Source organism: Pseudomonas sp. CDFA 610, assembly GCF_021147865.1.
Classification (GTDB): Bacteria; Pseudomonadota; Gammaproteobacteria; order Pseudomonadales; family Pseudomonadaceae; genus Aquipseudomonas; species Aquipseudomonas alliivorans.
The window spans coordinates 209,607-236,160 of the sequence record NZ_JAGTPM010000010.1 but is presented as its reverse complement, the minus strand read 5'-3'; the positions used below and the strand labels follow the sequence as shown (position 1 = coordinate 236,160).

Below are 26,554 nucleotides of genomic sequence, written 5' to 3'. Positions count from 1 at the left end.
CTTCGGATGGGTTTTTTTATGCCTGTATTTCAGCGGCGATTATTCGGTTCGCGTCTCGCCGCTGAACACCAACGTCTGACGGCAGCGTCTGCACAGGTAGCGTCGGCCTTTGCTGACCATGCTGTGGCGCTGTGCAGTGAACGGGAAGTCGCTGTCGGCGCACGGGCAACGGTAGATATAGCGCGTCACGCTACGACGCTTGACCGCGTAGGTGTGGCAACGGTTGGGCGGCAGTTCGTAAACGCCGCGCATGATCAGTTGCCACTCTTCGCCGTGCGGCTGGATGCTGCCGCCGAACAGTTGGTGGGCGATCAAGTGCGCGACTTCGTGCGGCACCGTCTGGCGCAGAAAGTCTTCGGCGTTTTCCTGATACAGCTGCGGGTTGAAGCGCAGCAGGTTTTCATGCAGATGGGCAACGCCAGCCTTCTGACCGCGCAGCTTGAAGCTGACGACCGGGCGTTTGAACGTGCGTTTGAAGAAGGCTTCGGCTTGTTGGTAACAGGTTTCGACGCGGGAATTGAGTTGCTCGGGCATGCTGTGTGGCTCTCCAATGCGCCAAGTATGCCGTAATGTGGAGGCCGGCTGAAAACGCCAGCCGCCCGGTGGTCATTTACATGGACGGGTCTGTACTGCGACAGACCCGCTTGGCTCCTGCTCAATTGGTGTATTCCGGACCCATTCCGATGCCCCACAGCACGACGGTAAAAGCCATGATTGCGACCAGCATGACCATACCGACCGCCAGTACGGAACTGGAGAACATGAACCCTTCCTCGGAAGGCAGGTTCATGAAGGTCGGAAGGCCAACGTACAGCAGATAGACCGTATAACAGACCGCCGCAGTCCCGGCCACCATGCCGAGCCACAGGTGCGGGTAAAGCGCGGCCAGTCCGCCGACGAATAGCGGTGTGGCGGTGTAGGTAGCGAACGCGATGCACTGCGCGAGGGTGGGCGTCGCGTCGTAGGTACGTGCCATCCAGTGAATGAAACTGCCCATGACTGCCACGCCTGTCAGCATGGAGACATACGACATGATCGCCATCCAGATGGCGCTGCCGTGGGTGAGCATGACCGGCGGGCGCTCGCCGATCACCCAGCCCACTTGCGTGGTGCCTATGTAAGCGGAAACAACCGGAATTGCCGCCAGAATCAATGTGTGCGAGAGGTAAAGGTGGCCGATGGTCTCTTCCTCGCCGCGGATCTGCTTCCATTCCTGGTCGGGGTGCGTGAACAGGCCCCAGACATGGTGGATCATGAGCGTACTCCTTGATATTCGGATTCGGCTTCATGAATCAGTATAGAAACCTGAACCGTCGATATAACCGAATGCTTAGAGCGTTTGGCGATTTCCACGATTCTGTTAATAGCCTGAGGCACGCTGGATAGCGCAAGGCGTGGGCACAGGCACGCCTCCGTTGTTTAACCCGACTACGGTTTTGCGTAAAATGGCCGCCTTTTCTCACTGTCATCGTCAGCGGATACCACCAGTACATGGGCACCCTTTCAGTCAATCAGAACAAACTGCAGAAACGCCTGCGTCGGCTGGCCGGCGAAGCGGTTGCCGACTTCAACATGATTGAAGAGGGTGACAAGGTCATGGTCTGCCTGTCCGGTGGCAAGGACAGCTACACCATGCTCGATGTGCTGATGCATTTGCAGAAGGTCGCGCCGGTGAAGTTCGACATCGTCGCCGTCAACATGGACCAGAAGCAGCCGGGCTTTCCCGAGCATGTGTTGCCGGCCTACCTGAAAGCGCTGGGCGTCGAATACCACATTGTCGAGAAAGACACTTATTCGGTGGTCAAGGAACTGGTGCCGGAAGGCAAGACCACCTGCTCACTGTGCTCGCGTCTGCGTCGAGGCACGCTGTACACGTTTGCCGACGAGATTGGCGCGACCAAGATGGCGCTGGGTCATCATCGCGACGACATCGTCGAGACCTTCTTCCTCAATATGTTCTTCAACGGCTCGCTCAAGGCCATGCCGCCCAAGCTGCGCGCCGACGACGGTCGCAATGTGGTGATCCGCCCGCTGGCGTACTGCCACGAGAGAGATATTCAGGCGTATTCGGACCTCAAGGCGTTCCCGATCATTCCGTGCAACCTGTGCGGCTCGCAGGAAAACCTGCAGCGTCAGGTGGTCAAGGAGATGCTTCAGGACTGGGAGCGCAAGACACCTGGCCGTACCGAAAGCATCTTCCGCGCCCTGCAGAACGTGCAGCCTTCGCAACTGGCTGACCGTAACCTGTTTGACTTCACCAACCTGCGCATCGACGAAACCGCCGCCTCGCGGTTTGTCAATGTGGTCAATATCTGAGCGTGATCAGTGGTTGACCGTGAACGCCAGCATGGCTGACAGCTGGCACATCGGTCTGCCGCTTTCGGCGTGCCACTGATTGAACGCGTCCTGCACGATGGCCTGATCGCGCTTGCTGGTCGGCACCCGGTCGACGATGTCCTGTGCGTTCAGCGCCGCCACTACGTCGTAGCTGGGAATGAAGGTGTCCTTGCCGACCATGCGCAGGAAGCGTGGCGCGGACAGCCCGCCCATCTGGTTGCCATGTTTGGCCAGGTATTGCCAGAGGCCGGTGATGTCATCGACCGGCCATTGGGCGATGAACCGGCCGAAACTGCCGTGTTCCTGCTCGATGTCCAGAATCAGTTGCGCGTTGCGCGGTACGCTCTTGAGCTTGCCCAGATGACGAATGATGCGCGCGTCCTGCATCAGGCGTTCCAGGTGATCGGCCCCCATCAGCACGACTTTTTCCGGATCGAAGCGAAAGAACACCTCTTCGAACGCGGGCCACTTCGAGTCCACCAGACTGTGCTTGAGGCCGGCACGAAACACGCGCAGTGCCAGGGTCGACAGGTAGCGGTCGGCACTGATCGCTTGCAGTTGTTCGGGTGTCTTGGGGGTAGGCAGGTGGGCTTCCAGTGCTTTGGCGGAGCCGAAACGGTTCAGGCAGTACTCGTTCAGCCATTTGTAATCGTGCATCGGTTCTCCAAAGGACAGTCAAAAGGCAGGTCGAGGCTTCAGACCTGCTGCGGCGCTGCAAGTTTGCGGTTTAGCTGAAAGCGCCAGCGTACGTAGAGCAGCGTGCTGATGAAGACCGCGACGCTGAGCGCCATTTCTAGCAGGCCGAACAGCCAGCGATTCGGGTCAAAAGCGGCGACTGCGCCCTTGATGAAATACAGATTGATCACAAAGCAGGTCCACGAATGGCCGCGTGGACTGCCGCTGATCATACCCGGCGTCAGGATCAGCAAGGGCAGCAGTTCGATGGCCAGAATCACGCCCGGTCGCGCGCCGTGCAGATCGGCGAAAAGCAGGTAATACACTGACAGCAGCGCGATCATGCCCAGAAAGCAGATCAGGCTCGCTGCCCGGCTGAAGCGCACCCGCGGCTCCAGCCATTCCCTGGCCGGTAGCGCCTTGGGCGTTTTAGCCACGCGGTGTGTCCAGTTGCAGGGCGGTTTTCGCCAGACGCTGACCCAGTGCGCGACACAGATCGGTTTCGTGGCGGTCCAGCGGGCGTTTGCCGTCGGCACCGGCGTGGTGGCTTGCGCCGTAAGGGGTGCCGCCGCCAGTGGTTTCCAGCAGTGCCGACTCGCTGTACGGCAGGCCCATGACCAGCATGCCGTGGTGCAGCAGGGGCAACAGCATCGACATCAGTGTGGTTTCCTGACCGCCGTGCAGGCTGGCTGTGGAGGTGAACACGCTGGCAGGCTTGCCGACCAGCGCACCGGTCAGCCACAGGTTGCTGGTGCCGTCGAGGAAGTATTTGAGCGGCGCCGCCATGTTGCCGAACCGGGTCGGGCTGCCCAGTGCCAGGCCCGAGCATTGCTTGAGATCATCAAGGGTCGCGTACAGCGCGCCGTTTTCCGGAATGCTCGGCGCAGTCGCTTCGCAATCGGCGGAGATGGCCGGCACGGTGCGCAGCCGCGCCTCCATGCCGCCCAGTTCGATGCCACGGGCGATCTGGCGGGCCATTTCGCTGGTGGAGCCGTTACGGCTGTAATACAGAACCAGAATGTAGGGTGTGCTCACGGCAATAGCTCCAGAACGTTCTCGGGTGGGCGGCCGATGACGGCCTTGTCGCCAACGACCAGAATCGGCCGTTCGATCAGTTTCGGATGGGTGGCCATCGCGGCGATCAGTTGTTCGTCGCTCAGGCTCGCGTCGGCCAGGTTCAACTGCTTGTAATCATCCTCGCCGGTGCGCAGCAGTTGTCGAGCGCTGATGCCCAGCTTGTCGAGCAACTGGCGCAATTGGGCAGCGTCCGGCGGGGTTTCCAGGTACAGGACGACATCGGGACTCAGGCCGCGGGCCTGAAGCAGTTCCAGCGCGCCGCGGGATTTGCTGCAGCGGGGGTTGTGATACAGCGTCAGATCGGTCATTTGCAGGTCGCATCTTGCAGGGAGTGACGCGTATTCTACCCACGCGACGGCACTGTTCGACATATCGGGCGGTCAATAGTCGTATTCGGGTCATAAGTAACCGATCTTCAGAGTCGAGGAAGGAAGCACAGATGGTTAGGCGATTGGCAGCAGCGGTGGCACTTGTCGGCAGCATGCTGCTCAGCGGATGTGGCGCGGATCTGGGGATGGACCAGAACGGCCAGAAAGTCGCCAGCGACCGGATTGACGGTCATTGGCTGGTGGTGAACTACTGGGCCGAATGGTGCGGCCCATGCCGTGTCGAGATTCCGGAATTCAATCAGTTGTCGGAACAGTTGAAGGACAGGAAAGTCACGGTGCTGGGCGTCAACTTCGACAACCTGCAGGGTGACGAGCTGAAAAAAGCCGCGAATGCACTGGGCATCAAGTTCACCGTGCTGGCGCAGGACCCGGCCGAGCACTACGACCTGCCACCTTCCGAAGCGCTGCCGGTGACCTACATCATCGACGACAAGGGGAAGATGCGTGAGCAGTTGCTGGGCGAGCAATCCGCCGCGACCGTGATGCAGAAGCTCAAGGCGTTACGCGGCGAGGGGTGATTCAAGGCTGACGCGGTGATGGCTGAACTGTGCTGTCTTGCAGCAGACAGCCGCGAACAGAGAACCGTGGGAGCCAACTTGCCGGCGGTTCGGTTTTTCAGGCGGCCTGTCATCGACTGAATTGACGCTCTGGCCAGCAAGCCGCCTCCCGCAAGGAATGTGTTTGTTCAGCCGTTTTTTCTCAGCTCTCTTCCAGCCAGAACCGCAGCGGCTTGCCTTCGGCGGGCCACAGGCGCAGTTGCTGGATGGGCGAGATGTCCCAGCGCTGTACGCCGGACATGGATTTCAGGAAGCGTTCTTCCTGTTCCATCAGCGCCGGGGCGCACATCTTGCGGGTCTTGCCCAGGGCACCGAAGCTGATGGTGCCATCGCGCAAGGTGTAAGGCGCGAACCAGTGGTTGCACCCGGCATTGCCGTAGGCGCGGCCGTCGGCACCCAGGGTCATGGTCAGGCGGCTGTTGTCGATCAGCGGACGTTCACCGATCCATTCCATCACGTAGCTTTGATCCTGCCGAATGGTCGGCGCTTGCGTCGAGCAGCCCGCCAACAGTGCGCTACCGATCAGGCTTGTCAGCAAAAACTGTTTCATGCCGCTTGCCCCTGGCACTTCTTGCAGAGGTGCTTCTCGCCTTCGGTTTTCCAGCCCAGCTCCGCAATGCGTGCAGTGGCAGCAGGTTTCTGCGCCTTGACGCCCAGCTTGCTCTCGACCATGAACTCGAACTTCAACTCGGCGTTGCAGCTGTCGCAGTGGACCTGCCACTCGTGAATCGCCAGTTCGTCGAAGACCGGACCGTGAGCCACCGCGACCCACTGGCCGGCAGGGTTGATCAGGTGCCGGACCTTTTCGACCGACAGACGCATGTACAGGCTTTTGCTGCCCTTGATGGTCACCAGCAACTGGTCGTTGTTGTGGATCGAGCCGCCGTTGCCGGTGACTTGATAGCGACCAGGCCCCAATGTGCGGCACTCGGTCAGGGTATGTTGCGGGTTGAGCATGCTGTAGCGGAAATCGTGTTCGACCATGGGTCCTCCAAAATTGCGCGCATCCTAACACGCAGCGACGCGAGGTTAACCCTCTACCCGATTCTGCGGCGTGCCCGCCGACCAGGCGACGATGTTGTCCAGCGTGGTGCGGGCAATGGCACCCAGCGCTTCCCTGGTCAGGAATGCCTGATGCGCGGTGACGATCACATTAGGGAAGGTCAGCAGCCGCGCCAGCACGTCATCCTGCAACGGCAGGTCGGAGCGGTCGGCGAAAAACAGCTGGGCTTCTTCTTCGTAGACATCCAGCCCCAGATAGCCCAGTTGACCGGTCTTGAGGGCATTGATCAGTGCTGGCGTTTCCACCAGTGCGCCGCGTCCGGTATTGATCAGCATCGCACCGGGCTGCAGGGTTGCCAGGGACTGCTCATTGATCAAGTGGCGAGTCTGCTCGGTCAGCGGGCAATGCAGGCTGATGATCTGCGCTTGTGCCAGCAGGTCGGGCAGGCTCAGGTATTGCGCGCCCAATGCTTCAACGTCGGGATTGGGGAAGGGGTCATGGGCCAGCAGTTTGCAGCCGAATCCCGCCATGATTTTCGCGAAGGTCGCGCCGATCTGTCCGGTGCCGACGACCCCGACGGTCTTGCCGACCAGATCGAAGCCGGTCAGACCGTGCAGGCTGAAATCGCCGTCGCGGGTGCGATTGCAGGCACGGTGCAGGTGACGGTTGAGCGACAGGATCAGCGCCACCGCATGCTCGGCCACGGCATGCGGCGAATAGGCCGGAACCCGCACCACGCTCAGTCCCAGGCGCAGGGCAACAGGCAGGTCCACATGATTGAAGCCGGCCGAGCGCAGGGCGATCAGCTGTGTGCCGCCAGCGGCCAGGCGTTCGAGTATCGGGGCGCTCAGGTCATCATTGATGAATGCGCACACCACCTCATGACCTTCGGCCAGCGCGGCGGTTTCGATGGCCAGGCGAGCGGGCTGGAAGCTCAGCTCCAGTCCATCCGGCAGGCGTTCGGCGAGGAAACTGGCGCGGTCGTATTCCTGGCTGCTGTAGATGAGTACACGCATGGGGGAGGGTCCTTTTTGCGGAATCAAAACTTGATCGTGCCATTGCTCAGCGTTCGCATGCCGCCCGGGTTCAGCATGTAATCAAGCCGTCACCCGCGCTTCGGACTCGAGGCGGGTAATGGCCTTGTCCAGATCGTCCAGTGCGTCTTCGGTGTGCGGCGCGTTCTGTTTGAGCAGGGTTTCGGCGCGCTGGCAGGCGGTGCGCAGTTGCGGGACACCGCAGTAACGCGTCGCGCCATGCAGACGATGGACGCGTTCGATGAGGCCTTGAATATCGTCGTTGGCACGCGCTGCCCGAATGGCTTCGCGGTCGGCGTCCAGTGATGCCAGCAACATGGCCAGCATGTCTGCCGCAAGATCCGGCTTGCCGGCTGCCAGGCGCAGCCCTTCTTCGTGATCCAGCACCAATGGGCCGACGTGTGCGGCGGCGCTTTCCGTCTGGCGTTCCGGTATCGGATTACGCAATGCCAAACCGGTCCATTTGAGCACTACCTGCGCCAACTGCCTTTCGCTGATCGGCTTGGTCAGGTAGTCGTCCATGCCGCTTTGCAGCAGCGAGCGTTTTTCATTGGCCATGGCGTGGGCGGTGAGGGCGACGATCGGCAGCGACGTCTGATTACGCTCGTTCTCCCATGCGCGAATCGCTTCGGTGGCCTGACAGCCGTCCATGCCTGGCATCTGCACGTCCATCAACACGAGATCGAACGCTTCCTGCTGCACCGCGCTGACGGCCGCGTAGCCACCGTCCACCGCCACGACCTCGGCACCCATGTCTTCGAGCAGGGTCTGCACCAGCAACAGGTTGGCCGGGTTGTCGTCGACACACAGCACACGCGGCGCGCGGCTCGACAGCGGCAGGGCGATATCGGTGCGTACGGCCCGCGGGGCGATCAGTTCGGAGAGCGCTTTCTGCAATTTGCGGTTGCACGCCGGTTTGGCCTGTAACTGGGTGTACACATCATGAACCGACATCTGAAACAGCGCGTGCTCGGTGGTCGGACACAGAACCATCACTTTGCAGTTGAGGTTTTCCAGGTCCCAGATGTGCTGGCGCAGCCGTTCCGGCGAAATCTCCAGCGCCGTCACGCCCAGCACCACAAGGTCGATGGCCAGCGGCGTTTCGTGCGCAGCGGTCACGCCGTTGAGCAGGTTTTCCAGATTGCTGAAGACCACGGTTTTCAGTCCGCAGTCTTCCAGTTGATGTTCCAGCGCCTGACGCGCCAGGTCGTGATGTTCCAGCACGGCCGCACGCAGACCTTCAAGGGCCCGGTTGGCGGTCTCCTCCCTGTCTTCCCGCGCCTTGGGCAGGTTGAGGCTGATCCAGAATTCCGAACCCTCGCCAGGCGTACTGTCGACGCCGATTTCGCCGCCCATCTGTTCGATCAGACGTTTGGATATCACCAGCCCCAGACCCGTGCCACCTGGTTGCCGGGAAATGGAGTTGTCTGCCTGGCTGAACGCCTGAAACAGCGCCCGCACATCCTGGCTCGACAGACCGACGCCGGTGTCCTGCACGCTGATGCGCAGTTGCGCGTGTTCTTCGGTTTCTTCTTCGAGCATGGCGCGGGCGACGATCGTGCCCTGACGGGTGAACTTGATCGCGTTGCTGACCAGATTGGTCAGGATCTGACGAAGCCGCAGCGGGTCGCCCGACAGCGCCAGCGGCGTATCGCGGTAGACCAGACTGACCAGCTCCAGCTGTTTGGCGTGGGCGGCCGGCGCGAGGATGGTCAGGGTGTCCTGCAACAGGTCTCGCAGGTTGAACGGAATGTTGTCCAGCACCAGCTTGCCGGCCTCGATCTTCGAGAAGTCGAGAATCTCGTTGATGATGCTCAGCAGGTTGTCGGCGGATTTTTCGATGGTGCCCAGATAATCGTACTGGCGCGGGGTGAGCTCGCTTTTCTGCAGCAGGTGGGTAAAGCCGAGGATTCCGTTGAGCGGCGTGCGGATTTCGTGGCTCATGTTGGCCAGGAACTCGGATTTGATCCTGCTGGCCTCGAGCGCTTCTTTACGGGCCAGGTCCAGTTCGATGTTCTGGATTTCGATGGTTTCCAGATTCTGCCTGACGTCCTCGGTCGCCTGATCAATGCTCATCTGCAGCTCTTCCTGCGCATTCTGCAGGGTCGCGGCCATGCGGTTGATGCCGGAGGCGAGTTCGTCCAGTTCGCGGCTGCCCAGCAGCGGCAGACGTGTCTCCAGGTTACCGTCCTTCAATTGCGACACGGCCTGCTTGATCTGGCTCAGCGGGCCGTTGATGGTGCGGCTCATGCGCACCGCCAGAATGGCCGTCAAGGCCAGTCCGGTGAAAATCAGCAGCAGGCTGGCGAACAGGCTGCGGTAACCGCGCAACAGCGTGCCGTTGTGGGAAATCTCCAGTTCGACCCAGCCCAGCAGTGTGTCGGCTTCGGCAGGGATGATCGGGCTGGTCAGGTGGCGCTGATGACCGAACACCGGCAGCAGGTAGCGAGTGGCGTCATTGCCGGACGAGCTGAGCAATTGGGTGCCGCTGCCGATGGGTGACGGGCTGATCATGGTCGGCCCGGCGTGGGCAAGTACGCTGCGGTCGGTATCCAGAAACGATACGGCGCGCACGTCGGATTGTTCAAGGGTCTGGGTTGCTATGCGGGTCAGCAGGATCTTGTCCTTGCGACCCAGCGCATTGGCCGACAGCGGTGCCAGGTCCTGCGCGATCATCTCGCCGCGCTGTAACAGCTGGCTCTGCAACTCATACAGTTGCATCCAGGTGAAATAGCCACCCAGCACCGCCGCCATCAGGGTGGCGGGCAAAATGGTCAATAGCAGTACGCGGCCTTTTATACCCAGCTTGTTCAGCACGCTCGTTCTCCAGCAACCGGTATCAGTCCGTCGATTTCAGGCAGCAGTCGCCTGGCCTTATCGGCACAAGGGGATGAGTTTAGCCATTTACCGACAGTGTGGGCACATTAGTGTTGCGGTCCGTATGCACTGAGTTGCACAGGTCTGTTTATGCGTTTCAGTTATAGGCCGCGCACTTTGCGTGATATGGGGTTTGAGCGTTTGCCGTTATGATAGGCGCCCCCGCAGTCTGGATTGCGAATACGCCATGACCCTGCAGTATCAAACCATTGCCGATTGCGTCGGCAACACCCCGCTCGTGCGTCTGCAACGCATGGCGGGTAACACCAGCAATACCCTCTTGTTGAAGCTTGAAGGTAACAATCCGGCCGGCTCGGTGAAAGACCGTCCTGCGCTGTCGATGATCACCCGCGCTGAACTTCGCGGCCAGATCCATGCCGGTGACACCCTGATCGAAGCCACTTCCGGCAACACCGGGATTGCGCTGGCGATGGCTGCTGCCATCAAGGGTTACCGCATGATCCTGATCATGCCGGACAATTCCAGCGCCGAGCGCAAGGCCGCGATGACGGCCTACGGTGCCGAGCTGATTCTGGTCAGCAAGGAAGAAGGCATGGAAGGCGCGCGTGATCTGGCCGAGCGCATGCAGGCCGAAGGTCGTGGCAAGGTGCTGGATCAGTTCGCCAATGGCGATAATCCCGAGGCGCATTACACCTCCACCGGTCCGGAAATCTGGCGGCAGACGGGCGGTACGGTCACCCACTTCGTCAGTTCCATGGGCACCACCGGCACCATCATGGGCACGTCGCGCTACCTCAAGGAGCAGAATCCCGAGGTGCAGATCGTCGGTTTGCAGCCGATGGAAGGCGCTTCCATTCCCGGCATCCGTCGCTGGCCCTACGAGTACCTGCCGAAGATTTATCAGGCCGATCGCGTCGACCGCATCATCGACATGGGGCAGGCCGAAGCCGAAGACACCATGCGCCGACTGGCTCGCGAAGAGGGCATCTTCTGCGGCGTGTCCTCCGGTGGTTCGGTGGCGGGCATGCTGCGTATTTCCCGTGAAGTCGAAAACGCCGTGATCGTGGCAATCATCTGTGACCGAGGCGACCGTTACCTGTCGACTGGCATTTACGACGCGCCCAACTGATGGCCAAGCATGAGAGAGGGTTGCGCTTCCAGCCGACTGGAGGCGTCAAGTCCGTGCAGGTGCCTGTCGGTAAAAAACAGCGCCTGACCATCGAGCGCCTGTCGGATGACGGGCGTGGCATCGCGTTTCTGGAAGGCAGGACCTGGTTCGTCGCCGGCAGTCTGGCGGGTGAAGAGGTTGAAGCGCGGGTGCTCAATGCCCGCGGCAAGGTCGTCGAGGCGCGCACCGAGCGTGTGTTCAGCGCCAGCGAAATGCGCCGTGCGCCTCTGTGCAAGCACTTCGGGCGTTGCGGGGGCTGCAGCGTGCAGCATGTGCCTCATGACGAACAGCTTGCCCTGAAACAGCGCATGCTCACCGAGCAGCTTCTGCGCGTGGCCAACGTTGCACCTCAGGAATGGGCGCCGCCGCTGACCGGCTCCGAACTGGACTACCGCAGACGCGCGCGGGTCGCCGTGCGCTGGGACGCGAAGGCCAGACGGCTGGATGTCGGCTTCAGGGCAACGGCCAGTCAGGACATCGTCAGCATCGAGGAATGTCCGGTGCTGGTACAGGCCTTGCAACCGATCATGGTGCAACTGCCGACGATGCTGCGCAGCTTGAGCAAACCTCAGGCGCTGGGGCATGTCGAGTTGTTCAGTGGTTCTGCAACGACGGTCCTGCTGCGCCATACCGCGCCGCTGGCCGATGCGGATCTTGCGATTCTCAAGGCATTCTGCGCAGAACACGGCGCGCAGTTGTGGCTGCACGGCGAGGGTGATCCGCAACCGGCAAACCCGGACGATCAACCGGGCTATCGCCTGGAGCCCTGGAACCTGCAACTGGACTGGCGTCCGGGGGATTTCATTCAGGTCAACGCGGCGGTCAATACCGCAATGATCCAGCAGGCGCTGGAGTGGTTGGCACCGCAGGCCAATGAAAGGGTCATGGACCTGTTCTGCGGCCTCGGCAATTTCGCCTTGCCGCTGGCCGGGCTGGCGAAAGAAGTGGTGGCGGTCGAAGGCGTTGCGACTATGGTCGAGCGTGCGGCGGCAAACGCAGTGAGTAATGATCTGCACAATGTGGCGTTTTTTCAGGCGGATCTTTCGCAGCCGCTGACGAACGCGAGTTGGGCAGCCGAGGGGTTTTCTGCGGTACTCTTGGACCCACCGCGTGACGGCGCATTTGAAGTGGTGCGCCAGATCGGCAAAACAGGCGCCCGACGGTTGCTTTATGTGTCATGCAACCCGGCAACTTTGGCTCGTGATACGGTCGAATTGGTCAATCAGGGCTACCGTTTAAAACGTGCCGGAATACTCGATATGTTTCCTCAGACGGCGCATGTCGAGGCGATGGCTTTATTTGAAATGAGTAAGTGAGCAGCGGTTCATTGGATCGAGTCAGCGGCTGACAGGGAATCTCATTTAATCCGACTGGCCCGCGAATGCCGGTCCTTGCTTGCCCGGCAAGTGGCATTCGCTCAGAAGGCTGGCGACTGATGGCGCTATTCATCGCGCCGTAGGGAAGGTAAGCAGCATGGTACAGGTGAGAGCGCACCAGCCGATAAATACAGACGGCAGCATCAACCTCGACGCATGGCTTGATCATATTGTCAGCGTCGACCTGGTCCTGGACCGGGAAGTCATGAAAAAGGCCTGTGAGTTCGCCCGGCAAGCCGAGCAGAACGACAAGGCACTCAAGAATCACTGGGCAGACGGCACCTCCAGTTTCCAGACCGGTCTGGAAATCGCGGAGATTCTGGCTGACCTCAAGCTGGATCAGGACTCGCTGGTCGCAGCGGTCATCTACCGGGGCGTGCGCGAAGGCGTGATTCCGCTGCCGGACGTCGAGCAGCAGTTTGGTGCAACAGTGGCCAAACTGATCGACGGCGTGCTGCGCATGGCGGCGATCAGTGCCAGTCTCAGCCCGCGCCAGTCGCTGGTGTTGGGCAGTCAGGCGCAGGTCGAGAACCTGCGCAAGATGCTGGTGGCGATGGTCGACGACGTGCGCGTCGCGCTGATCAAGCTTGCCGAGCGTACCTGTGCGATTCGTGCGGTGAAAAACGCCGACGACGAAAAGCGCAACCGCGTGGCGCGGGAAGTCTTCGACATCTATGCGCCGCTGGCCCACCGACTGGGTATCGGGCACATCAAGTGGGAGCTGGAAGACCTGTCTTTCCGCTACCTTGAGCCTGACCAGTACAAGCAGATCGCCAAGCTGTTGCATGAGCGTCGTCTGGATCGCGAGCGGTTCATCAGTGACGTCATGTCCCAGCTGGAAAACGAGCTGCTGGCGACCGGTGTCACCGCCGATATCAGCGGCCGTGCCAAACACATCTATTCCATCTGGCGCAAAATGCAGCGCAAGGGGCTGGCGTTCAGCCAGATCTATGACGTGCGTGCGGTGCGTGTGCTGGTCCCGGAAATGCGCGACTGCTATACCGCGCTGGGCATCGTGCACACCTTGTGGCGGCACATTCCCAAGGAGTTCGACGACTACATCGCCAACCCCAAGGAAAACGGCTACCGCTCGCTGCACACTGCGGTCATCGGGCCGGAAGGCAAGGTGCTGGAAGTCCAGATCCGTACTCATTCGATGCACGAAGAGGCCGAACTGGGCGTCTGCGCGCACTGGCGCTACAAGGGCACGGACGTCAAATCCGGCTCCAACCACTACGAAGAGAAAATCTCCTGGCTGCGTCAGGTGCTGGAATGGCACGAAGAGCTGGGTGACATCGGCGGGCTGGCGGACCAGTTGCGGGTCGATATCGAACCGGACCGGGTCTACGTGTTCACGCCTGATGGCCACGCCATCGACCTGCCCAAGGGCGCGACGCCGCTGGACTTCGCCTATCGGGTGCACACCGAGATAGGCCACAACTGTCGTGGTGCGAAGATCAACGGCCGGATCGTGCCGCTCAACTACAGCCTGCAGACCGGTGAGCAGGTCGAGATCATCACCAGCAAGCACGGCACGCCGAGCCGCGACTGGCTGAACTCCAACCTGGGTTACATCACCACGTCGCGGGCGCGGGCCAAGATCGTTCACTGGTTCAAGCTGCAGGCGCGCGATCAGAACGTTGCCGCGGGCAGAACCTTGCTCGAGCGCGAACTGGCGCGTCTGGCGTTGCCGCAGGTCGATTTCGACAAGCTCGCCGACAAGGCCAATCACAAGACCGCCGACGACATGTTCGCCGCGCTCGGTGCCGGTGATCTGCGTCTGGCGCAACTGGTCAACCTGGCTCAGCAACAGGTCGAACCCGACCGCATGAACGAACAGCTGGAGCTGATTCCGCGCAAGGCCACTGGCTACAAGCCGGGCAAGCGTGGCGATATCCAGATCCAGGGCGTGGGCAACCTGATGACGCAGATGGCCGGCTGCTGCCAGCCGCTGCCGGGCGATGCCATCGTTGGTTACATCACCCAGGGGCGCGGGGTGAGCATTCACCGCCAAGACTGCGCCTCAGTGCTGCAACTGGGCGGGCGCGAACCCGAGCGGATCATTCAGGTCAGTTGGGGGCCGGTCCCGGTGCTCACGTATCCTGTGGACATCATCATCCGCGCCTACGACCGTTCCGGTCTGTTGCGTGACGTGACCCAGGTGCTGCTCAACGAGCGGATCAACGTGCTGGCGGTCAACACGCGCTCGAACAAGGAAGACAACACCGCGCTGATGTCGCTGACCATCGAGATTCCGGGTCTGGACGCGCTGGGGCGGTTGCTGGGGCGTATTTCCCAGCTGCCGAACATCATCGAGACGCGCCGTAACCGGACGCCCTGATCCAGGGTATCCATCGTCGTCACTGCCCGCAGATATTCAGGGCGGTGGCGACCCTGCGGTGAAAGAGATTTTGCAATGCACACACTTCAAGACCTGCTGCACCTCATGGCCCGGCTGCGCGATCCGCAGTACGGCTGCCCTTGGGATCTGAAGCAGACCTACGCCACCATCGTCCCGCACACGCTGGAAGAAGCCTATGAAGTGGCCGATGCCATCGAACAGGGCGACTTCGATCAGCTTCAGGGCGAGCTGGGCGACCTGCTGTTTCAGGTGGTGTTCTACGCCCATCTGGCCAGGGAAGAAGGGCGCTTCGAATTCGAGGGTGTGGTCGATGGCATTGTCCGCAAACTGCTGCGCCGTCATCCGCATGTGTTTCCGACCGGCGAGCTGTATGCGCCTGAGGAAACCCCGCGTCTGACAGACGAAGAGGTCAATCGACGTTGGGATGAGATCAAGGCCCAAGAGCGTGCGGAAAAATCGTCCGCGCCCGAACAGTTGTCCCTGCTCGACGATGTGCCCGTTGCACTGCCTGCGCTGAGCCGCGCCACCAAGCTGCAGAAACGCGCCGCTCAGGTCGGCTTCGACTGGCCTGCCGCCTTGCCGGTGATCGACAAGGTGCGCGAAGAACTCGATGAAGTGCTCGAAGCGATGGTCGATAATGACGCTGACGGCATTGCCGAAGAAATCGGCGATCTGCTGTTTTGTGTGGTGAATCTGGCTCGACACCTTAAAGTCGATCCGGAAACTGCGTTACGCTCGGCCAACAGCAAGTTCGACAGACGCTTCCGATTTATTGAACAGGCGTTGCGCCACGCCCGGCGACCCATCGAGGAGTGCAGCCTCGAAGACATGGACGCGCTGTGGGGCGAAGCCAAACGTCAGGAAAAAAACGCACCCCGCTGCGGCTGAGTGGTTGCTTAAGAGAGAGAAAAGAGATGGCGGGTATTTCACTTCGCGACCAGTTGCTCAAGGCGGGCCTGGTCAACCAGAAGCAGGCCAAGCAGGTCAGCAAGGAAAAGCAGAAAGAGCAGCGTCTGGTGCACAAAGGCCAGGCTCAGGTCGATGATTCGCAGAAACGTGCGGCTCAGGAAGCGCTGGCCGAGAAGGTCAAGCGCGATCAGGAGCTCAATCGTCAGCAACAGGAGAAGGTCGAGCAGAAAGCTCGTACCGCACAGGTCAAGCAACTGATCGAGGCCTCGCGTCTGCCCAAGCTTACCACCGAGGATTACTACAACTTCGTCGATGACAAGAAGGTCAAGCGCATTTCGGTCAACACGCTGGTGCGCAACAAGCTCAGCAGCGGCTCGCTGGCCATTGTTCACCATGGCGGCGGCTACGAGATCATTCCGCGCGAAGCGGCGCTGAAGATCCAGGAACGCGATCCGCGCCGCGTCGTATTGCTCAACACCCCGACCGAAGCGCCGGATGCGGACGACCCGTACGCGGCCTATCAGGTGCCCGACGACCTGATGTGGTAAGCGCCGCCAGAAAAACAAAACCCGCCATGAGCGGGTTTTGTTTTTTACGATTCTGAAGTTGCGGTCAATGGTTGCTCTGGCTTTCCAGCGCTTCCAGCTCTTCTTTATACCGGTACGCTTCGGATTCTATGTGAAACATGCCTACCAGTTGATCCTGTTGATGCACGTCCCAGATCTGAATGCCGTCGGCAACGGCTTCGTGAGAGAGGTGGGCGTCGTCGCGTTCAGTAACTCTGACAGTCATAGTGTTAGCTCCTGACTTTGGCAGCCTTGATGGTTAGGCTTCTGGATACTGCGGCGATGTGTCGCAGGACTCTTTTATAGAATCCGTTAGCAGGCTAAGTAAATAGCCCGTTCAGGTTCCCGGCTGGTCAGAAATTAGCCACTGCGCTGCAGCCCTCGGAACACGTGGGCTGCGGCCAAGTATTGGTTAAATGAAGGATTTTTCATGTGGCCTGGTGGAAGGTGTAATTGCCATAAACAGTGTTGCCTGATGGTGCGGACGCGGAGCGTCCTGAAAGGCATTACCCTGCTCTGCGTCGGTATGCAGCCGTGGCGCTTTGCATCACAAGCACGGTGCTGAAGGCCAGACAATAAAAAGCCCCGCATCAAGCGGGGCTTCGTGCAGCGAACAGAGTAAGGTCAATCAGGTGCCTTTGACAGCCTTGCCGTTCACCGTACCGTCCTGCAGCATGATGTTGTATTCCTTGCCGTCGGTTTCAACCTGTTGCAGGCGGACCAGCAGGTAGTCCCAGTCCTTGGCGAACCACAGCACGGTGATACGTTTGCTTTGAGTCGGGTCGCGCACGCGCTCGACCTTGATCGCATCGACCTGACCGGCCTTGGTGTCGACTTTTTCCGAGCCCAGCACGCGGAAGTCGTAGGTATCGACTTCGTCACCATCAACCACTTGGTAGCTCATGCTTTTCTTGCCCGCAGCGACGTCATGCTGCAGGGCGAGCTGGTACGTGGATTTGTCAAGAATGCCGCGGTTGAGCGGCAGCTTGATCGCATCACCGCGGTCGGTGCCGGTGACGAACTTGGTGTTCCAGTCGAAGGCCAGATCGACCTTCTTGGACTTGCCCAGACCGCTACGCTCGAAGGTGTAGGTCTGCGGCAGCAGGGTTTCCTTGTCGACTTTCAGCGTGCTGACTTCGGACAGGCTGGCGATCATCATCGACGCCTTGAAGTTCAGTGTCCAGGTGCCGTTGGGCCCGGCTTCCAGGCTGCGTTCTGCCGTGCCGCTCATGGGCAGCTGTTTCCAGTCGGCGGTGTAGCTGGCGGAGAAAGGTTGAAGGTCTGCGGCCTGTGCAGCAGGTATGGCAAGCAGAGCGAAAGCGAAGAGCAAAGCGCGGCGCATAATATCTCCTAGTGTCGAATCAAATGGCCGGTGGCCGGGAGTGCCTGGCCATCCAGTAACGCGCCTTCTTCGCCCAGGCTCAATCGGCCCTCGGCGAACCAGCGTATTGCTAGCGGGTAGATCCGGTGTTCTTCAACATGCACCCGTTGCGCGAGCGTGGCGGGTGTGTCGTGTAACTGTACCGAAACAACTGCCTGTACGACCAGCGGTCCGCCATCGAGTTCCTCGGTGACGAAGTGCACGCTGCAGCCATGTTCAGTGTCACCGGACTCCAGCGCCCGCTTATGGGTATGCAAACCTTTGTAGCGCGGCAGCAGGGAAGGGTGAATGTTGAGCAGACGCCCTTGATAATGCCTGACGAAGTCAGCGCTCAGTATGCGCATGAATCCGGCCAGTACCACCAGTTCGGGCTCGAAAGTATCGATCAGCTCGACCAGCGCGGCATCGAAGGCTTCGCGACCTTCGTACGCCTTGTGGTCCAGCACGCACGCTTCGATGCCTGCGTCTCTGGCACGTTGCAGGCCGAAGGCATCGTCACGGTTGGAGATCACAGCACGAATGCGGACGGGGCTGGCCCCGTCCTTGAAGCTGTCGATCATCGCTTGCAGGTTGCCGCCGGTGCCGGACAGCAGCACCACGACATTGCAGGTGGCTGACATCAATGAGCCTTGAGGTTTTTCAGCTCGACCTGTGCAGCACCTTCTGGAGCAGTGGCAATCTGGCCGATCACCCAAGGTTGCTCGCCTGCGTCACGCAGCACGTTCAGTGCAGTCTCGACGTGCTCCTGAGCCACGCAGATCACCATGCCTACGCCGCAGTTCAGCACGCGGTGCATTTCGTTTTCTTCAACGTTGCCTTGCTGCTGCAGCCAGTCGAACACGGCCGGACGCTGCCAGCTGGCGACGTCGACCACGGCCTGGGCGCCTTGCGGCAGAACGCGCGGGATGTTGTCCAGCAGACCGCCACCGGTGATGTGGGCCATGGCCTTGACGGCACCGGTTTCCTTGATGAGCTTGAGCAACGGCTTGACGTAGATGCGGGTCGGCGCCATGAGCAGTTCGGTCAGCGGCTTGCCGTCCAGCTGGATGTTTTCGATGTCGGCACCGGCCACTTCGATGATCTTGCGGATCAGCGAGTAACCATTGGAGTGTGGGCCGGACGACGGGAGTGCCAGCAGGGCATCGCCTGCGGCGACCCTGGAGCCGTCGATGATTTCAGCTTTCTCGACAACGCCGACGCAGAAGCCGGCCAGGTCGTAGTCTTCGCCTTCGTACATGCCTGGCATTTCAGCGGTTTCGCCGCCGACCAGCGAGCAACCGGCCAGTTCGCAGCCTGCGCCGATGCCGGTCACGACCTGTGTCGCGGTCTCGACGTTCAGCTTGCCGGTGGCGTAGTAGTCCAGGAAGAACAGCGGCTCTGCACCGCAGACCACGAGATCGTTGACGCACATGGCAACCAGATCGATGCCGATGCTGTCGTGCTTGTTCAGGTTGAGTGCCAGACGCAGCTTGGTGCCGACACCGTCGGTGCCGGAAACCAGAACCGGTTGCTTGTAACCAGCCGGGATTTCGCAGAGGGCGCCGAAACCTCCCAGGCCGCCCATGACTTCCGGACGCTTGGTGCGCTTGGCGACGCTCTTGATGCGTTCGACCAATGCTTCACCGGCGTCGATGTCTACACCGGCGTCTTTGTAGCTCAGGGAGGGTTGCTTGCTCATAAAAAATCCAGGCCTTTAGGGGGGATTCGGAGGTATCGACCGCTGCGGTGGCACCCGTTCAGCAAAGTGCTGTCGCGCAGTGCTATGTTGGGCCATCGCGATTGCCGGTCTGCGAAGGCGCGCGATTTTATCAGGCTTGCCCTCGTGGGGCCATCCTTGCGCCGACGGTAGGAGGAGGTTCTACTAAATAAACCTCACGGTCTTGCCGGGGCCGACTTCGACTCCAGATGTTTAGGGTGTACTTTAGGCGGGCAGTGAATGATTGGTGGCAAAGCGCTGTCTCACGCTTGTCCGTTCAATGAATCCACCTTCCGAGACCGCTTTTTCTTTACCTTTTTTCCGTTTGGGAACTGTCCATGCGTTTTTCCAGAATTCTTCTCATCGGCTGTCTGTCCCTGTTCAGCCTGCCGACCCTTGCTGAAACAGTGAACAACCTCTATCAGGTGCGCGAACCGGTCAACGGCCAGTCGCCCGATGAGCGTACACGCGCCACTCAGGCGGCCGTCGAAACCCTGGTGCTGCGCCTGACCGGCGACACCAAGGCCGCTCAGGGTTCGGCGCTGGCCGCCTTGCGCAAGGACCCGCAGCAGATCATCAGCCAGTACGGTTACGAAGCGGGTCCGCCCGAGACCCTGCTGGTGGATTTCGATCCGGCGACCACCGACCGCGCCTTGCGTCAGGCCGGTTTGCCCATCTGGGGCAGCAATCGCCCGTCAATTCTGGGCTGGTGGCTGAATGACTCGGTCGAAGGTTCCAATCTGGTTGGCGACGGTCAGGCGGCCGCCGAGCCGTTGCGCCGCGCCGCGCAGCACCGTGGCCTGCCGTTGCGTCTTCCCCTGGCGGACCTGAGCGAGCAGGGCATCGGCACCGCCAAGACCCTTGAAGGCTCTGATGCCGCACCGCTCAAAGAAGCCTCGGAGCGTTATGGCGCCGACGCGATTCTGGCGGTTCATGCCAAAGAGGACGCCGGGCAATGGCAAGGCAAGTGGAATCTGTGGCTGGGCGAGCAGCGTGAACAGGGCACTGCCACCGGTGCCACGTCCGACGCCCTGGCTGACGCGGTATTGCTGTCGGTGAGCCAGCGTCTTGCCCCGCGTTTTGTGGCTAAACCGGGTGCGTCAACCGGGCTGCTGATGCAGGTTCAGGGCATGAACCTTGAACGTTATGCGCAACTGTTGCAGTTGCTTGATCCGTTCGGCGTGCGTGTGATGCTGGTCGAGGGTGATCGTGTGACATTCGAAGTCAACGGCAGCGCCGACCAGCTTCGTTCGCAGATGTCGCTGGCTAAACTTCAGGAAGTACCGGCGAGCGAGGCAGCAGCGGCTGTGCCGCCTGCACCTGCGGCACCGGTCGATGCGTCGGCGCCTGTCGCCGCGCCAGCTCCGATGATCGTCCCGGCGTCCGCGCCACAACTGTATTTCCGCTGGTAATGCGGCAAGCGCACTTTTCCCTTGGGTTGAGAGACATTGATGACTGATACGCGACGTTGGTTCTGGATTGGCGGGCTGGCCCTGCTGGTCGCATTCGTGGTGTTGCTGCACACGATCCTCACCCCGTTTCTGGTGGCGCTGCTGCTGGCGTACATGGGCGATCCACTGGTGGATCGTCTGGAGCGGGCAGGTCTGTCCCGCACGTTGAGCGTCGTGGCGGTATTCGGCCTGTTTACACTGGTGCTGATGGCATTGCTGCTGGTGCTGGTGCCGATGCTCGCCAAGCAGTTGTACCGCCTGTATGAACTGGCACCACAGATGCTCGACTGGTTGCAGCATTCGGTGCTGCCGTGGGTGCAGACCAAGTTCGGGCTGTCCGAAGGCTTCTGGAAGTTCGACAAGATCAAGGCCGCGCTGTCCGAGCACATGGGGCAGGCCGGCGATATCGTCTCCATCGTGCTGTCCCAGGCCACGGCGTCGAGCCTGGCGCTGATCGGCTGGCTGACCAATCTGGTGCTGATCCCGGTGGTGTGCTTCTACCTGCTGCGTGACTGGGACGTGATGGTGGGCAAGATTCGCGGCCTGCTGCCGCGCCAGCGCGAAGGGCAGATCGTCAAGCTGGCCGGTGAGTGTCATGAAGTGCTGGGTGCGTTCATTCGTGGACAGTTGCTGGTCATGGTCGGCCTCGGGGTGATCTACGCAAGCGGCCTGATGCTGGTCGGCCTGGAACTGGGGCTGTTGATCGGCGTGATCGCGGGTCTGGCGGCCATCGTGCCTTATATGGGCTTCGTGATCGGGATCGGTTCGGCGCTGGTGGCGGGTCTGTTCCAGTTCGGCGGTGACCTGTACCCGATGATGGGCATCGTCGCGGTGTTCATGATCGGTCAGGCGCTGGAAGGCATGGTGCTCACGCCTTTGCTGGTGGGAGACCGCATCGGACTGCACCCGGTGGCGGTGATCTTCGCGATCCTTGCCGGCGGCGAGCTGTTCGGCTTCACTGGCATTCTGCTGGCCTTGCCGGTGGCAGCGGTGATCATGGTGCTGGTCCGTCATGCCCATGACGTGTACAAGGATTCACAGATCTACGCCGGGGCTGAAGACCCTGATCTGTAAGCCGTTACAGCCGCTGATCAAGCGACCCCTTCACAGACGCAGGCCAGGTCCGTGAAAGGGTCGCAGATGCCTGAAACACCTCATCGCTTTACACAGCCTGACGCAACCCTTTGATTTTGCTTGGGGTCTGTCGCATTGTGCGACCAGCGTCACGGGTATAAACTTTGCGCACTTTACACAGAGGCCCTTGGCGGTTCGCACGAACCGTTCGTCAGCATGAAACCGATTCAGCTGCCCCTGAGTGTGCGTCTGCGTGATGACGCCACCTTCGTCAATTATTATCCAGGCGCCAATGCCGCTGCACTCGGCTATGTCGAGCGGCTGTGCGAAGCCGACGCCGGATGGACGGAAAGCCTCATTTATCTGTGGGGCAAGGACGGGGTAGGGCGTACGCATCTGTTGCAGGCGGCCTGCCTGCGCTTCGAGCAGATGGGTGAGCCTGCGGTCTATCTGCCGCTGGCCGAAGTCATTGACGAAGGGATCGAGCTGTTCGACCATCTCGAACAGTACGAACTGGTGTGTCTGGACGACTTGCAGGCCGTGGTCGGCAAGCCGGACTGGGAAGAGGCCCTTTTTCACCTGTTCAACCGCCTGCGTGACAGTGGACGGCGTCTGCTGATTGCGGCGTCCAAGTCGCCTCGCGAACTGCCGGTCAAGCTGCCGGACCTCAAGTCCCGCCTGACCATGGCGCTGGTGTTCCAGATGCGCGGCCTGTCCGATGAGGACAAGCTGCGCGCTTTGCAACTGCGTGCTTCGCGACGCGGCCTGCACCTGACGGACGAAGTCGGGCATTTCATCCTCACCCGCGGCACCCGCAGCATGAGTGCGCTGTTCGAATTGCTGGAGCGCCTCGATCAGGCCTCCCTGCAGGAGAAGCGCAAGCTGACCATTCCCTTCCTTAAAGAGACGCTGGGGTGGTAGACGACGCACTGGTCATGCAAACGGCGGCGGCACTGCGTCACGCCAGGCGAATTCTGATCATTACCGGTGCCGGACTGTCCGCCGATTCGGGCTTGCCGACTTACCGAGGCATAGGCGGACTCTATAACGGCCGTACCGATGACGGTCTGCCGATCGAAGTGGCATTGTCCGGTCCCATGCTGCGGCGTGATCCCGAGCTGTGCTGGAAATACATCGCTCAACTGGGCAAGGCCTGCCTGGGCGGGCAACCCAATTCTGCTCATTATGCGATTGCCCAGTTGCAGCGCATCAAGCCTGAGTGCTGGGTGCTGACCCAGAATGTCGATGGTTATCATAGGGCTGCAGGCAGCCCGCCTGAGCGTCTGATCGAGATTCATGGTCAGATGGCTCCGCTGTTCTGTCAGTCCTGCGGCGCAAAAGATCCGCAACTGAGCGAGCACCTGCAGCGGCCACTGCCACCTTTATGCTCAATCTGTGGTGGCGTTTTGCGACCGTCCGTCGTTCTTTTTCAGGAAATGCTCCCGGAGCAGGCCCTGGAAACACTGTATGAACAACTGGCTATAGGCTATGACGCGGTGCTGACCATTGGCACTACGGCAAGCTTCCCCTATATTCACGAACCGGTCATCAGGACCAGAGTTTCCGGGGGTTTTACCGCCGAAATCAATCCTGAGGCAACCGATCACAGCGCGCAAATGGACGTGTTTTTGAAGTGCCGGGCGGCACATGTCATGGAAAAACTCATAAGTCACATTTAGTTCGATTGAATTTGCAAATGACCTGGATAGCGGGCATAGTCTCGCCTTCTTAACAGTTCAGCCACGGTCGTGCCCATGCAAGTTGTTCGCTTCGCACCCCTCGTGCCCCTCGCACTCGTTACATTCCTGTTCGGTTGCTCGGCCAACATGCCGGTTTCTCAGCAAGAACAGGCTCAGCAAGCGCCTCGTTATCAGAACACTGTCACGGCCCAGTCCGCAGCTCGTCGCGCCGACGCCGCTGCCCTGCAGGACGAAATGGCTACAGAAGACGAACTGGCCCAGTTTGCTGACAACCAGTCCTACAAACTGCCGGTTCTGGCCGACAGTATCCTGGAACGTGGCAAGGCCCTGATCGGTACGCGTTACCAGTTCGGCGGCACTTCGACACGTTCGGGCTTCGATTGCAGCGGCTTCATCGGTTTCCTGTTTCGCGAAGAGGCCGGCATGAACCTGCCACGCTCGACCCGCGAAATGATCAACGTGGATGCACCTCTGGTGTCGCGCAACAACCTCAAACCGGGTGATCTGCTGTTCTTCAGCACACGCGGCCGCGGTCGTGTCAGCCACGCAGCAATCTATGCCGGTAACGATCAGTTCATTCACTCCAGCAGCCGCCGCAGCGGTGGCGTGCGCATCGACAGCCTCGATGACGCGTACTGGAGCAAGACCTTCATCGAAGCCAAGCGTCCTCTGGCAATGGCACCCGGTGCCGTTGCAGTGAAGGCGCCCGCAGTTGCCGCGCAGACAACGGCGATGACATCGACTACAGTCAAGACCGCAGTAAAACGCCGTAAGTAAACGAAATATGGAAAACGCAGACAGGCCGATGGCCTGTTTTCGTTTTTGAGCTTCTCGGCAGCGTAAGCCGCATCCGGATCAGGTTGTTGTGGTTATGTCGATTGCTTTGCGCCTGATGGTTATCTCTTTTGTTGCGTTGCTTGGCGCCTGCGCCAGCGCACCGCCGCCTCCCCAGCCCCGGGTCGTTCAGCGTCCGGTGGTGACTGCTCCTCCCCAGATTCTTTCCCAGGCTGCCGAAGATGTGCTGTTTCGCGCATTGGGGCTGGTCGGCACGCCTTATCGTTGGGGTGGCAACACACCGGATTCGGGGTTCGATTGCAGTGGCCTGATCGGCTATGTGTACCGTGATGCTGCGGGGATATCCCTGCCGCGCTCCACGCGTGACATGGTGGTGATGGGCGCGCCGAACGTGCGCCGTGAACAGCTGCAATCAGGGGATCTGGTGTTCTTCGCCACCTCGGGTGGCTCGCAGGTTTCTCATGCCGGGATCTACGTCGGCGAAGGCCGCTTCGTGCATGCGCCGGCTACCGGTGGCACGGTCAAGCTGGACAGCCTCGACAAGCCGTATTGGCAGAAGGCTTACCTCAACGCCAAGCGCGTGATTCAACCGTCGAACCTGGCGCAGAATCGTCCCTGATTACCGCCGTTTCGAGGGCGCAAGCGCCTGTCTATGTATGGCAGTTGGCAGGGGAATGTGGGAGGCGGCTTGCCGGTGATCCGGTTTCCTGACCAGCGTTCTCAGTGCCTGAAACAGCCATGTCGCCGGCCACCGCCTCCTATAAAACTTACGCCCTGAGGCAGCTTGTATCTACTGAGCCGCCTTTATCGACGTCACCCGCCAGATCTTATTGCCCACATCATCCGCCACCAGCAACCCGCCGCGATGGTCATTGACTACTCCTACCGGGCGGCCCATGGCTTTTTCGTCTTTGTTGAGGAAGCCGGTCAGCACATCAACCGGTGCGCCGTTGGGTTTGCCGCCGCTGAAGGGCACGAACACGACCTTGTAGCCGCTGTGCGGTTTGCGGTTCCAGGAGCCATGCTGGCCGATGAACAGACCTTCGTTGAACGGTGCTGCCAGTGTCTTGCCGTCAGCGAAGACCAGCCCCAGTGAAGCCGTGTGTGGGCCGACCGCGTAATCCGGGGAGATGGCCTTGGCGACCAGGGCCGGGTTCTGCGGTTTGACGCGCTCGTCCACGTGCTGGCCGTAGTAACTGTAAGGCCAGCCGTAAAAACCGCCGTCCTGCACCGAGGTCACGTAGTCGGGCACCAGATCGCTGCCGATCTCGTCACGCTCGTTGACGGCGGTCCACAGCTTGCCAGTGGCAGGCTCCCAGTCCATGCCATTGGGGTTGCGAAGGCCCGAGGCGAAGATGCGGTGGTTGCCGGTGGCAGGGTCCACTTCCCAGATCGCTGCACGGCCTTCTTCCTTGTCCATGCCGTTCTCGGCCACGTTGCTGTTGGAGCCGACGGTCACGTACAGCTTGCTGCCGTCTTTGCTGGCGATGACGTTCTTGGTCCAGTGGTGATTGAGCGTGCCGCCCGGCAAATCGACCACTTTGGTCGGCTGCGCGCTGATTGAAGTCTGGCCGCTTTCATAGGGGAAGCTGATCAGCCGGTCGGTGTCGGCCACGTACAGCTTGTTTCCCACCAGTGTCATGCCGAACGGCGAATTGAGGTTCTGCAGGAAGACACTGCGGGTTTCGGCCACGCCGTCGTTGTTGGTGTCGCGCAGCAGGGTGATGCGGTTGGCGCTCGGTACGCCTGCACCGGCGCGGCCCATGACCTTCTCCATGACCCAGCCGCGGATGCCTTTTCCGTCATCCGGTTTGGCCGGCGAGTTGGTTTCCGCAACCAGCACATCGCCATTGGGCAGCACATACAGCCAGCGCGGGTGATCCAGATGTTCAGCGAAGGCGCCGACCTGAGTGCCTGGCGCAGCCACCGGTTTGGCGTCTTTTTCCCAGCCGATGGCCGGAGCGATGTTGACCGTCGGAATCAGTGTCTTATTGGGCTCCGGCAGTGTGGGAGAAGGCCCTGTTCCATCCGAGACCTGCAAGGTCGAAGACTCGCCGCACGCCGCAAGGCCGCCTGCGAGCAGAAGCAGTACGGCGTACTGTGGTCTGATTTTGAACATCGTGAATCTCCATCGAAAAAGGCTGGGTCCAGTAAGGGATAGAGACA

At 60.6% G+C, this 26,554-nt stretch carries 28 protein-coding genes; 13 read left to right on the top strand and 15 right to left on the bottom strand.

What is annotated here, in order from left to right; genetic code table 11:
• Positions 1-39: 39 nt before the first annotated feature.
• Complete coding sequence (locus KDX39_RS20080; RefSeq protein ID WP_004884196.1) at positions 40-534, bottom strand: SprT family zinc-dependent metalloprotease; 495 nt, start codon at positions 532-534, stop codon at positions 40-42.
• 121 nt (positions 535-655) lie between these two features.
• The gene (locus tag KDX39_RS20075; protein ID WP_231661561.1) at positions 656-1,255 is read right to left on the bottom strand and encodes a Yip1 family protein; all 600 of its coding nucleotides are present in this window, start codon (positions 1,253-1,255) and stop codon (positions 656-658) included.
• Positions 1,256-1,491: 236 nt separating this feature from the next.
• Here KDX39_RS20075 and ttcA point away from each other — a divergent pair, with 236 nt between their 5' ends.
• Positions 1,492-2,316, top strand: a complete 825-nt coding sequence (gene ttcA, locus KDX39_RS20070; protein WP_099229269.1) for a tRNA 2-thiocytidine(32) synthetase TtcA — start codon at positions 1,492-1,494, stop codon at positions 2,314-2,316.
• 6 nt (positions 2,317-2,322) lie between these two features.
• On the opposite strand, the gene KDX39_RS20065 is transcribed toward ttcA, so the two are convergent.
• The 4 genes from KDX39_RS20065 to arsC are packed head-to-tail and all read right to left on the bottom strand — an operon-like array spanning position 2,323 to position 4,397.
• Positions 2,323-2,994, bottom strand: a complete 672-nt coding sequence (locus KDX39_RS20065) for a DNA-3-methyladenine glycosylase I (protein WP_231661560.1) — start codon at positions 2,992-2,994, stop codon at positions 2,323-2,325.
• A 38-nt stretch (positions 2,995-3,032) separates the two neighbouring features.
• Positions 3,033-3,449 (bottom strand): DUF2069 domain-containing protein, encoded by a 417-nt coding sequence (locus KDX39_RS20060; protein WP_231661559.1) that lies wholly within the window; start codon positions 3,447-3,449, stop codon positions 3,033-3,035.
• The gene (gene wrbA, locus KDX39_RS20055) at positions 3,442-4,047 is read right to left on the bottom strand and encodes an NAD(P)H:quinone oxidoreductase (protein WP_231661558.1); all 606 of its coding nucleotides are present in this window, start codon (positions 4,045-4,047) and stop codon (positions 3,442-3,444) included. The genes KDX39_RS20060 and wrbA overlap by 8 nt, the downstream gene beginning before the upstream one ends.
• Positions 4,044-4,397 (bottom strand): arsenate reductase (glutaredoxin), encoded by a 354-nt coding sequence (gene arsC, locus KDX39_RS20050; protein ID WP_099229265.1) that lies wholly within the window; start codon positions 4,395-4,397, stop codon positions 4,044-4,046. Before arsC ends, wrbA begins: the two co-directional genes overlap by 4 nt.
• Before the next feature lie 131 nt (positions 4,398-4,528).
• Here arsC and KDX39_RS20045 point away from each other — a divergent pair, with 131 nt between their 5' ends.
• The gene (locus KDX39_RS20045) at positions 4,529-4,996 is read left to right on the top strand and encodes a TlpA family protein disulfide reductase (RefSeq protein ID WP_099229264.1); all 468 of its coding nucleotides are present in this window, start codon (positions 4,529-4,531) and stop codon (positions 4,994-4,996) included.
• A 181-nt stretch (positions 4,997-5,177) separates the two neighbouring features.
• Here the strand turns inward: KDX39_RS20045 and KDX39_RS20040 are convergent, their stop codons facing one another.
• The 4 genes from KDX39_RS20040 to KDX39_RS20025 form a co-directional block, all read right to left on the bottom strand.
• Entirely contained in the window at positions 5,178-5,585 is a 408-nt protein-coding gene (locus KDX39_RS20040; protein ID WP_231661557.1) for an META domain-containing protein, read from the bottom strand.
• Positions 5,582-6,019 carry a hypothetical protein gene (locus KDX39_RS20035; protein ID WP_210043318.1) on the bottom strand — a complete coding sequence of 146 codons (438 nt, stop codon included), beginning with the start codon at positions 6,017-6,019 and terminating at the stop codon, positions 5,582-5,584. Before KDX39_RS20035 ends, KDX39_RS20040 begins: the two co-directional genes overlap by 4 nt.
• A gap of 45 nt (positions 6,020-6,064) precedes the next feature.
• On the bottom strand, positions 6,065-7,054 hold the full coding sequence (locus KDX39_RS20030) for a 2-hydroxyacid dehydrogenase (protein ID WP_231661556.1): 990 nt from the start codon (positions 7,052-7,054) through the stop codon (positions 6,065-6,067).
• An 81-nt stretch (positions 7,055-7,135) separates the two neighbouring features.
• Positions 7,136-9,889, bottom strand: coding sequence for a response regulator (locus KDX39_RS20025; protein ID WP_231661555.1), 2,754 nt, complete (start codon positions 9,887-9,889; stop codon positions 7,136-7,138).
• Between the two features lie 247 nt (positions 9,890-10,136).
• Between KDX39_RS20025 and cysM the strand changes: the two genes are divergently transcribed.
• The 5 genes from cysM to KDX39_RS20000 all read left to right on the top strand — a co-directional run bounded on the left by cysM (position 10,137) and on the right by KDX39_RS20000 (position 16,273).
• Positions 10,137-11,039, top strand: coding sequence for a cysteine synthase CysM (gene cysM, locus KDX39_RS20020; protein ID WP_099229259.1), 903 nt, complete (start codon positions 10,137-10,139; stop codon positions 11,037-11,039).
• A complete protein-coding gene (rlmD, locus tag KDX39_RS20015; RefSeq protein WP_231661554.1) occupies positions 11,039-12,394 on the top strand; it encodes a 23S rRNA (uracil(1939)-C(5))-methyltransferase RlmD in 1,356 nt (451 codons plus the stop codon). The genes cysM and rlmD overlap by 1 nt, the downstream gene beginning before the upstream one ends.
• 157 nt (positions 12,395-12,551) lie before the next feature.
• Positions 12,552-14,795 carry a GTP diphosphokinase gene (gene relA, locus KDX39_RS20010; RefSeq protein ID WP_025993800.1) on the top strand — a complete coding sequence of 748 codons (2,244 nt, stop codon included), beginning with the start codon at positions 12,552-12,554 and terminating at the stop codon, positions 14,793-14,795.
• A 75-nt stretch (positions 14,796-14,870) separates the two neighbouring features.
• A complete protein-coding gene (gene mazG / locus KDX39_RS20005; RefSeq protein ID WP_184320534.1) occupies positions 14,871-15,704 on the top strand; it encodes a nucleoside triphosphate pyrophosphohydrolase in 834 nt (277 codons plus the stop codon).
• 26 nt (positions 15,705-15,730) lie between these two features.
• Positions 15,731-16,273 carry a DUF2058 domain-containing protein gene (locus tag KDX39_RS20000; protein WP_099229256.1) on the top strand — a complete coding sequence of 181 codons (543 nt, stop codon included), beginning with the start codon at positions 15,731-15,733 and terminating at the stop codon, positions 16,271-16,273.
• Between the two features lie 64 nt (positions 16,274-16,337).
• Here the strand turns inward: KDX39_RS20000 and KDX39_RS19995 are convergent, their stop codons facing one another.
• The 4 genes from KDX39_RS19995 to purM all read right to left on the bottom strand — a co-directional run bounded on the left by KDX39_RS19995 (position 16,338) and on the right by purM (position 19,350).
• Positions 16,338-16,517 (bottom strand): hypothetical protein, encoded by a 180-nt coding sequence (locus tag KDX39_RS19995; protein WP_231661553.1) that lies wholly within the window; start codon positions 16,515-16,517, stop codon positions 16,338-16,340.
• A 402-nt stretch (positions 16,518-16,919) separates the two neighbouring features.
• Positions 16,920-17,633: a DUF3108 domain-containing protein gene (locus tag KDX39_RS19990; RefSeq protein ID WP_231661552.1), complete on the bottom strand. Its 714-nt coding sequence runs from the start codon at positions 17,631-17,633 to the stop codon at positions 16,920-16,922.
• A gap of 8 nt (positions 17,634-17,641) precedes the next feature.
• Positions 17,642-18,292: a phosphoribosylglycinamide formyltransferase gene (gene purN / locus KDX39_RS19985; RefSeq protein WP_184320531.1), complete on the bottom strand. Its 651-nt coding sequence runs from the start codon at positions 18,290-18,292 to the stop codon at positions 17,642-17,644.
• Positions 18,292-19,350, bottom strand: coding sequence for a phosphoribosylformylglycinamidine cyclo-ligase (gene purM / locus KDX39_RS19980; RefSeq protein ID WP_231661551.1), 1,059 nt, complete (start codon positions 19,348-19,350; stop codon positions 18,292-18,294). Before purM ends, purN begins: the two co-directional genes overlap by 1 nt.
• Before the next feature lie 356 nt (positions 19,351-19,706).
• Between purM and KDX39_RS19975 the strand changes: the two genes are divergently transcribed.
• From KDX39_RS19975 to KDX39_RS19950, 6 genes are all read left to right on the top strand, one after another.
• The gene (locus KDX39_RS19975) at positions 19,707-20,780 is read left to right on the top strand and encodes a DUF2066 domain-containing protein (RefSeq protein ID WP_231661550.1); all 1,074 of its coding nucleotides are present in this window, start codon (positions 19,707-19,709) and stop codon (positions 20,778-20,780) included.
• 39 nt (positions 20,781-20,819) lie between these two features.
• A complete protein-coding gene (locus KDX39_RS19970; RefSeq protein ID WP_231661549.1) occupies positions 20,820-21,893 on the top strand; it encodes an AI-2E family transporter in 1,074 nt (357 codons plus the stop codon).
• 216 nt (positions 21,894-22,109) lie between these two features.
• Positions 22,110-22,814, top strand: coding sequence for a DnaA regulatory inactivator Hda (hda, locus tag KDX39_RS19965; RefSeq protein WP_054986322.1), 705 nt, complete (start codon positions 22,110-22,112; stop codon positions 22,812-22,814).
• Positions 22,808-23,572: an NAD-dependent deacylase gene (locus tag KDX39_RS19960; RefSeq protein WP_231661548.1), complete on the top strand. Its 765-nt coding sequence runs from the start codon at positions 22,808-22,810 to the stop codon at positions 23,570-23,572. Before hda ends, KDX39_RS19960 begins: the two co-directional genes overlap by 7 nt.
• 75 nt (positions 23,573-23,647) lie before the next feature.
• Positions 23,648-24,370 (top strand): C40 family peptidase, encoded by a 723-nt coding sequence (locus KDX39_RS19955; RefSeq protein ID WP_231661547.1) that lies wholly within the window; start codon positions 23,648-23,650, stop codon positions 24,368-24,370.
• Positions 24,371-24,464: 94 nt separating this feature from the next.
• Positions 24,465-25,007, top strand: a complete 543-nt coding sequence (locus tag KDX39_RS19950; RefSeq protein ID WP_231661546.1) for a C40 family peptidase — start codon at positions 24,465-24,467, stop codon at positions 25,005-25,007.
• 171 nt (positions 25,008-25,178) lie between these two features.
• Here KDX39_RS19950 and KDX39_RS19945 read toward each other — a convergent pair whose 3' ends face one another.
• Positions 25,179-26,507 (bottom strand): PQQ-dependent sugar dehydrogenase, encoded by a 1,329-nt coding sequence (locus KDX39_RS19945; RefSeq protein ID WP_231661545.1) that lies wholly within the window; start codon positions 26,505-26,507, stop codon positions 25,179-25,181.
• Between the last annotated feature and the right edge of the window lie 47 nt (positions 26,508-26,554).

Excerpts from the sequence above, each read along its gene's own strand:
- KDX39_RS20080 (WP_004884196.1), bottom strand. The coding sequence starts at position 534 with ATGCCCGAGCAACTCAATTCCCGCGTCGAAACCTGTTACCAACAAGCC.
- KDX39_RS20075 (WP_231661561.1), bottom strand. The coding sequence starts at position 1,255 with ATGATCCACCATGTCTGGGGCCTGTTCACGCACCCCGACCAGGAATGG.
- ttcA (WP_099229269.1), top strand. The coding sequence starts at position 1,492 with ATGGGCACCCTTTCAGTCAATCAGAACAAACTGCAGAAACGCCTGCGT.
- KDX39_RS20065 (WP_231661560.1), bottom strand. The coding sequence starts at position 2,994 with ATGCACGATTACAAATGGCTGAACGAGTACTGCCTGAACCGTTTCGGC.
- arsC (WP_099229265.1), bottom strand. The coding sequence starts at position 4,397 with ATGACCGATCTGACGCTGTATCACAACCCCCGCTGCAGCAAATCCCGC.
- KDX39_RS20045 (WP_099229264.1), top strand. The coding sequence starts at position 4,529 with ATGGTTAGGCGATTGGCAGCAGCGGTGGCACTTGTCGGCAGCATGCTG.
- KDX39_RS20040 (WP_231661557.1), bottom strand. The coding sequence starts at position 5,585 with ATGAAACAGTTTTTGCTGACAAGCCTGATCGGTAGCGCACTGTTGGCG.
- KDX39_RS20035 (WP_210043318.1), bottom strand. The coding sequence starts at position 6,019 with ATGGTCGAACACGATTTCCGCTACAGCATGCTCAACCCGCAACATACC.
- KDX39_RS20030 (WP_231661556.1), bottom strand. The coding sequence starts at position 7,054 with ATGCGTGTACTCATCTACAGCAGCCAGGAATACGACCGCGCCAGTTTC.
- cysM (WP_099229259.1), top strand. The coding sequence starts at position 10,137 with ATGACCCTGCAGTATCAAACCATTGCCGATTGCGTCGGCAACACCCCG.
- rlmD (WP_231661554.1), top strand. The coding sequence starts at position 11,039 with ATGGCCAAGCATGAGAGAGGGTTGCGCTTCCAGCCGACTGGAGGCGTC.
- relA (WP_025993800.1), top strand. The coding sequence starts at position 12,552 with ATGGTACAGGTGAGAGCGCACCAGCCGATAAATACAGACGGCAGCATC.
- mazG (WP_184320534.1), top strand. The coding sequence starts at position 14,871 with ATGCACACACTTCAAGACCTGCTGCACCTCATGGCCCGGCTGCGCGAT.
- KDX39_RS20000 (WP_099229256.1), top strand. The coding sequence starts at position 15,731 with ATGGCGGGTATTTCACTTCGCGACCAGTTGCTCAAGGCGGGCCTGGTC.
- KDX39_RS19995 (WP_231661553.1), bottom strand. The coding sequence starts at position 16,517 with ATGACTGTCAGAGTTACTGAACGCGACGACGCCCACCTCTCTCACGAA.
- KDX39_RS19990 (WP_231661552.1), bottom strand. The coding sequence starts at position 17,633 with ATGCGCCGCGCTTTGCTCTTCGCTTTCGCTCTGCTTGCCATACCTGCT.
- purN (WP_184320531.1), bottom strand. The coding sequence starts at position 18,292 with ATGTCAGCCACCTGCAATGTCGTGGTGCTGCTGTCCGGCACCGGCGGC.
- purM (WP_231661551.1), bottom strand. The coding sequence starts at position 19,350 with ATGAGCAAGCAACCCTCCCTGAGCTACAAAGACGCCGGTGTAGACATC.
- KDX39_RS19975 (WP_231661550.1), top strand. The coding sequence starts at position 19,707 with ATGCGTTTTTCCAGAATTCTTCTCATCGGCTGTCTGTCCCTGTTCAGC.
- KDX39_RS19970 (WP_231661549.1), top strand. The coding sequence starts at position 20,820 with ATGACTGATACGCGACGTTGGTTCTGGATTGGCGGGCTGGCCCTGCTG.
- hda (WP_054986322.1), top strand. The coding sequence starts at position 22,110 with ATGAAACCGATTCAGCTGCCCCTGAGTGTGCGTCTGCGTGATGACGCC.
- KDX39_RS19955 (WP_231661547.1), top strand. The coding sequence starts at position 23,648 with ATGCAAGTTGTTCGCTTCGCACCCCTCGTGCCCCTCGCACTCGTTACA.
- KDX39_RS19950 (WP_231661546.1), top strand. The coding sequence starts at position 24,465 with ATGTCGATTGCTTTGCGCCTGATGGTTATCTCTTTTGTTGCGTTGCTT.
- KDX39_RS19945 (WP_231661545.1), bottom strand. The coding sequence starts at position 26,507 with ATGTTCAAAATCAGACCACAGTACGCCGTACTGCTTCTGCTCGCAGGC.